Origin of the sequence: Gemella haemolysans, from assembly GCF_901873445.1 — a bacterium.
Taxonomy (GTDB): Bacteria; Bacillota; Bacilli; order Staphylococcales; family Gemellaceae; genus Gemella; species Gemella haemolysans_C.
The window spans coordinates 74497-81224 of the sequence record NZ_CABFLN010000059.1 but is presented as its reverse complement, the minus strand read 5'-3'; the positions used below and the strand labels follow the sequence as shown (position 1 = coordinate 81224).

The 6728-nt window shown below is 28.5% G+C and carries 4 protein-coding genes and 1 pseudogene; 3 read left to right on the top strand and 2 right to left on the bottom strand.

Translation table 11 applies throughout. From position 1 onward, the window contains the following. Positions 1-120: 120 nt before the first annotated feature. A pseudogene (locus JX287_RS07365) lies at positions 121-967 on the top strand (ISL3 family transposase). A gap of 8 nt (positions 968-975) precedes the next feature. Here JX287_RS07365 and JX287_RS07360 read toward each other — a convergent pair. Continuing rightward, a complete protein-coding gene (locus JX287_RS07360; RefSeq protein ID WP_204644253.1) occupies positions 976-2379 on the bottom strand; it encodes an APC family permease in 1404 nt (467 codons plus the stop codon). Between the two features lie 468 nt (positions 2380-2847). Between JX287_RS07360 and JX287_RS07355 the strand changes: the two genes are divergently transcribed. After that, the gene (locus tag JX287_RS07355; protein WP_239650368.1) at positions 2848-4347 is read left to right on the top strand and encodes an ATP-binding protein; all 1500 of its coding nucleotides are present in this window, start codon (positions 2848-2850) and stop codon (positions 4345-4347) included. Between the two features lie 12 nt (positions 4348-4359). Next, positions 4360-5040 (top strand): response regulator, encoded by a 681-nt coding sequence (locus JX287_RS07350; protein WP_204644251.1) that lies wholly within the window; start codon positions 4360-4362, stop codon positions 5038-5040. Between the two features lie 63 nt (positions 5041-5103). On the opposite strand, the gene JX287_RS07345 is transcribed toward JX287_RS07350, so the two are convergent. Further along, on the bottom strand, positions 5104-6615 hold the full coding sequence (locus JX287_RS07345) for a hypothetical protein (RefSeq protein WP_204644250.1): 1512 nt from the start codon (positions 6613-6615) through the stop codon (positions 5104-5106). Between the last annotated feature and the right edge of the window lie 113 nt (positions 6616-6728).

Here is a 6728-nt window from a genome sequence, read left to right as displayed (position 1 = left end):
TCTACTAATACTGTATTAAGAATACAGTCTGATCTATCTAAAACTCTAGAAAGACCTAAAACTTTACCTTATTATATATGCTTTGATGAGGTTTCTTCTACTTCTGATAGTATAAGCAAAATGAGCTTCGTGTATGCAGATGCATTAACTCATAAAATACAAAATATACTTCAGGGAAGAACTAATAAGATTATTAAAGACTACTTCTTATACTATTCTTATCAAGAACGTTGTAAGGTTAAGGCAGTAGTTATTGATATGAATTCAGGTTATAAAAGTATTATTAGAGAACTCTTCCCTAGTAATCGATAGATTCCATATTGTTCAGTTAGTTAATAGAGCTTTTAATAAATATAGAGTTTCATTTATGAACAGTATTAAAGATAAAAATAAAGAGTTATACAGACAATTGAAATGTTATTGGAAAAACCTTCTTACTAGCTATGATGAACTAGATAATGGTACCCACAGGAAGTTTAAATACTTTAAGTACATCACTACCGAACAAGATATTGTCAACTATCTAATTAAGCAAGATTCTCAGCTTTATAAGTGTTATTGGCTTATCCAAGACCTTAGAGAAGCTCTTGAAAAAGATGATTTTGATAGGTTTAAAGCTTTAATTAACGATAAATCTACTTTACCTAGATATATGTTTACAGCTATTAAAACACTTAGGAAATATAAAAGACAGATTAAAAATACTATGTACTACAATGGACTTTCTAACGGTCCTTTAGAAGGAATCAACAATAAAATTAAGGTTATTAAACGTATTTCCTATGGATATAGGTCTTTTAGTAACTTTAAAGCTAAAATACTCCTTGTATTCAGCTTATTTACACCTTCAGTTACTAATAAGAAACCGAGATATTCTAAAGAAGAGCGTCAAGCTATTCTTTATCAACTGCACTTGGCAAAGAGCAAAAAAAGAAGTAACTCACAAAAATTAAGTTACTTCATATAGTTCTAAAATTATTTGTTATTTTTTTTAGCTAAGTAAGGCATGATTAATCCTAATGAAAGTAGAACGATTGGAGTTACAATGTTCATAACTGTTTGGAAAGTACTTTCTGGTGTATACATTCCAGAAATACAAGCAAAGGCAGTTAAGAAGAAACACCAAGCTCCAAGTCCCATACCTACATATTTATTTTTAACAAATTTGTATTCAGATTGGAATTTTTCAGCTGATTTTTTCAAGAAGATATAAGCAGCAAATACCCATAGGTAACGTAGTGGCATAGTTACTGCGTTAAGTTTAACTAACCATCTGAATAAATCATTAACTTCTTTAATTCCAAACATTGGGATAATTAGTAAGATAGAAACGATAATTCCAACAAGTTTTAATCCATTAACATATACGTCGTTTTCATTCTTAACTAATAAATTTTTAGGAATGTATTTCTCATCAGCACTACTTAATAACATACGTAGTGGAGCATCGATAGAAATAATAACAACAGAAATTTGTCCGATTAAATCAACAATTGCATAGATAACTAAGAATAAGTTACCAACGCCGTAGTAGTTACCTAAAGTTTGGAAAGCGTAGTAAGTTCCGTTAGTTAATAAATCTTTAGGAATATTGTTTGTATCAAACATTAATGCAAGAGCAAATGTTCCTAAGATAGCAGTTGTACAAACCATAACTACTAAAGCGATCATTCCACGAGGAAAGTCTTTAGAAGGATTTTTCATCTTATTAACATAAGGAGAAATTTTCTCACAACCACCGACTGCAAAGACTAATATGGCAATCGATGTAATATATTTAATATCAAATGTTGGCATAAATGTATCTAATGACCAATCGATGTTAAAAGTTTTTGCTCCAGTAATAGATGGCGCTGTAATAGCCATAACTACGAATAATAATGACATAATGAACATTGAAGATCCGGCTAGCATAGCCATCTTTTTAATTAAGTTAACTCCACGAGCAGCTAAGAATAAAGCTATTAAGAAAATTACAAGTGAAGCAATCTGTAAGTATGTGATATTCATTTTACTAATACGATTATCACGGAATACTGTCCAACTAAATGCTGCAATAATACGAGATGGTTTTTGTGAAATATAAGGCATGTGCACAACCCACATTGTCCATCCAGTGTAATAAGCAAGGAGTTTACCGTGTGTAGAACTTATCCAAGAACTAACTCCTCCTCCAGCATCTTTAAAAGTAGAACCTAGCTCACCAACGATTAATGAATACGGAATAAAGTAAATTACGAAAATTAAAACCCAAGAAACTATAGATTTCAATCCACCGAATTCAGAGTATCCATTAACAACATTCCCGAACGCCCAAACCGTAGAGAATGCCATGAAGGCTAGAGTGTACCAAAAAATCTTTTTTGCGTCCTTCTCCATTAAGAACCTCCTAATTTTTAAATTATACTAATTAACTGCAAAAATGCATTACTAAAATACTAACATAGTCTACGTAAATATTCAAGTAAAAATAAAATAAATTAAACTAAAATTTTTCTATCAAGAAAATGTACTGCTATTTTGGAGATTTCTAATAACTATTTATATATCTAGATAAATTTGACTTCATTAAATTAAGGATTAATTTATGTAAACATTTAATGTAAATTTACATTGAGGAAATATATTTATATATTGTAGATGTTTTAAAGTATGACTAAAGTTTACAAAAGTGGACATCGCTTGAAATGATGGCAGTTTTATTTTATAATTATTATCAATGTTAAGAGAAAGTTTCAAAAATCGAGGAGTGATAAAAATTTGAAAAAAAGGCAACGAACATTAACTAGGTTAATGTTAATAATGACGAGCTTAGTAGTCATATCCTTATTAGTTACTTCTTTTTTTGTGAGGGAATATATTAAGAAACGAGAAGATGAAGTTATCCGACAAAAAATATATTCTACAGCAAAATTAATTTCTAATGATAAAGGTATCATAGATGATATCAAACATCACAGGATGTGGAATGGAATCCAAGAATTTGCTAATAGGGTTATGGATGAAAGTGGAACAGATTTCGTTGTAATAATGGATGAAACTTTTACTAGGTACAGCCATCCAAAAACAGAATTAATAGGTGAGAAGTTTTCTAATATAGAGGATGTAAGCTCAACGTTCACGATAGGAGATCACTACAGTAGACAAACTGGTCACTTAGGAGAAGGACTTAGATTTTTTACTGCTATTAAAGATGATTCTGGTGAAAATATAGGGGTTGTTTGTGTAGGATATACGAAGGAAACAGTGAAGAAGCAAATACTACACTCACAAGAAAAAATATTATTTGCATTAATGATAGGGATTGCAATAGCTATAACTTTAGCTGTTATGTATAATAGACAATTAAAGCGAATATTATTAAATTATGAACCAGAAGAAATTGCATATAATTATATTGAGAAAAACCTAATTTCTGATCATGTTTCGGAAGGGATTATTGGAATTGATATCAATAGGAAAATAATAGTGAAGAACAGTAGTGCTAACCAAATTTTAGACAAGGCTGGTTATTCTAAAGTGATAAAAGGAGAAATAATTCCTGATGAAATGTACGAGATTTTCTTTAAGTCTATTTTTGAAGAGAATAGAAAAAGTAGAGATGAGTTAGTTATATTAAATCACATAGAAGTGTTAGTTAATAGAAATGCCATATATCAAAATGATAAATTATATGGAGCAGTAGTTACACTTCGAGATCAAAGTGAAATGAAAAAATTAATTACCGAATTGAGTGGTACAGAAAAATACAATGATAGTCTTAGAGAACAAAGTCACCATTTCATGAATAAACTTCATGTATTACATGGATTAATAGAGATGAAATCCTATGACGAAGTAGAGAAATATATAAAATATTTAAAAGATGATTACCATGAAAAGATAGGTTATATCTCTGAGAGTATTAAAGTACCCGCTATAGCAGGTTTTTTACTGGCAAAAGTAAGAGAAGCTAAACAAAAAGGTATATCTTTATTAATAGATTCAGATTCGATGTTATTAAATAAAGAAGGTTTAGATGAAGTATTCAATGAATTATTAATAATACTTGGAGTACTAATTGACAATTCAATGGAATCAATATCAGATAAAAAAGATGGGAAAATTATTGTTTACTTGTATTTAAATACAGAGGAAAATATGTTACTTTGTAAAGTATATGATAATGGTTGTGGTATCAGTAAAAATAAATTGGAGAATATATTTGAAAGAGGATATTCAACTAAAGGAGAAAATAGAGGATACGGATTAAATGCCGTTGATACCATTGTGAAAAAATATAACGGTTTAATAGACGTGGAAAGTGAAGCAGGAAAAACTACATTTACAATAGAATTACCTATTTAGGAGGAATAAGAATTGAGAATATTAATAATAGAAGACGATCCAATGGTAGCAATGATACATAAAGAATATTTTAAAAGAAAAGAATTATCCGATGACCTTAACCATGTTTCTACATTAGCAGAAGCAAAAAAGTTTCTAGAGAAATCTGATGCAGATTTAATAGTTTTAGATAATTATTTAACAGATGGTCAAGGGGGAGAATACTTACCAGAATTAAAGAGTTATCCAATAATTATGATAACAGCGGCGAATGATATTCAAACAGTAGAAGCTGCATTGACAAATGGAGTAGTGGATTATTTAGTTAAACCATTTACATATGAGAGATTTTCTCAAGCAGTAGATAAAGTACAAGATTATGTATCTTTATTATCAAAAGAAAAAATTAATCAAGATTTAATTGATGATTACTTAAATTCCGGAAGAGTAGAGGAAGAGGAAGATAGCTTACCTAAAGGTTTATCTCGAATAACTCTGAAAAAAGTACTAGAAAATATTAAAGAGCACGAAGCAGGTTTTACTACACAACAAGTAGCTGATGAATTAGATATTTCAAGAATAACAATTAGAAAATATTTAAATCACCTAGTTAATATAAACGTACTTAGTGAAGATGCAGAGTACTGCACATCTGGAAGACCTGTGTCAGTATTCACAATTGAAGATCAAAATAAATTAGAAAAACTACTATAAGAGCATAAAAAAGGGGCGACTCAAACGAGTCGCTCTTTTAGTATTTTTAAGATAAATAATATGTTAATCTTTGATTCTAGATTTACTTTGTTCATAATTTTTAGTTTTCTTATATTTTTCAATAGCACTATTTATTCTATCTATATCTTCTTTTTTGAATTTTTCTTGAATTTCTTTATATGTTACACTTTTTACGAGTTTAAAATCACGTTGTCCAACCGGTTTATCATAATTAAGTACTCTAATATCTATTCCAGTTTCGGTACGTATAACTTGAACGATACTACCACCCGTACCAAAACTCGTCATTAACGATGTGTTATCTTGTCCCATTGTAAAAGGACTTTCATAATTTAAATCACCAGTACCTGGATCTGTTGAATTTTGATAAAGAGCCCTCCCTATTAATGCAAGTTGTGAATTTGTATATTCCACTTTTGTAGTGTCTTTGTTTTTTTGTGAAGGATCTTTTTTATTTTCACTATAATAATAAACAGATTTATAATTAGATTTTGAGAAGTCTAGTTTATCATTTGATTTTTGATTGTTTTTTAAGAAGTCTTCTAGATTATAATATTGATTATTTGATATTGTATCGACATATTTGCCATCCTTTTTCTCTTTATCAGATATTGTAATATCATGTATTTTTCCATATGTATCTTTGTTATCATTTAATTTATAGACGACATATCTATCATAGTTTTTTTCTTTCGTGTGTATCCAGATAGTTCTATCTTTATAGAAAGTTGCACGAGGAATGTCATTTCTAGACTCAGCTTGATATAATACTATTATTTTATTTGAGTTATATGAATAAACAGCAAATGGACTATTAGGTTTATCTTTTTCAGAAAGAACTAATTCATTTTTACCATCTTCATCAACATCATAATAACTATATGTTATATAATTTTTTTCTTTACCATGCTCATCATAATTCTTAATAGCAAACTTATTAACTTCAGAATTTTCTCCTAGTTCATTATTATCCATAGATTTTTTGTATTTTTCTAAAATAGGAGCGTAAATATCCTCATCTTTTTTATTAGAAGAAAAAATACTAGAGATTGGTTTATTAGTTGTCTTTGAGTAAGCGTATAGAGTACCACTGCTAATTAATATTATTCCAAGTATACTAGATATGATTGGAATAAACTTTGAATGTTTTTTCTTATTTGGATTAAAGTGATTATTAAAATTTTGAGAATTAGGCGCTATATTAGGGTTATTCTGTTTATTATAGTTTTGATAATTCTGATAGAATTTTTGTTGATTATTATCGTAGTTCGAGTATTGTTGATTGAAGCTCTGTTGCCCATTATAATAGGTTTGATATTGTTGATTATAATCTTGTTGATTGCTATTACTATTATTGTAATTAGAGCATTGTTGGTTATAATTATACTGATTATTCCCATCACCATTATAGTTAGGATATTTTTGACTATAATCTTGTTGATTGCTATTATTATTGTAATTAGAGTATTGTTGGTTATAATCATCGCCATTATAGTTAGGATATTTTTGATAATCATTGTTTTGATCATAGTAGTTATTATTTTTATTACTCATCGTTTTTCTCCCATTGTAATTATATTCAATAATATTATAAAATAAATTTAACATATTTCATAGTAATATTAAAAAAAACTCCTAATCTCATATATATTCTATACAAAATTAAG

Bases quoted from the DNA above. Each gene is read 5' to 3' on its own strand.
- JX287_RS07360 (WP_204644253.1), bottom strand. From the start codon at position 2,379: ATGGAGAAGGACGCAAAAAAGATTTTTTGGTACACTCTAGCCTTCATG.
- JX287_RS07345 (WP_204644250.1), bottom strand. From the start codon at position 6,615: ATGAGTAATAAAAATAATAACTACTATGATCAAAACAATGATTATCAA.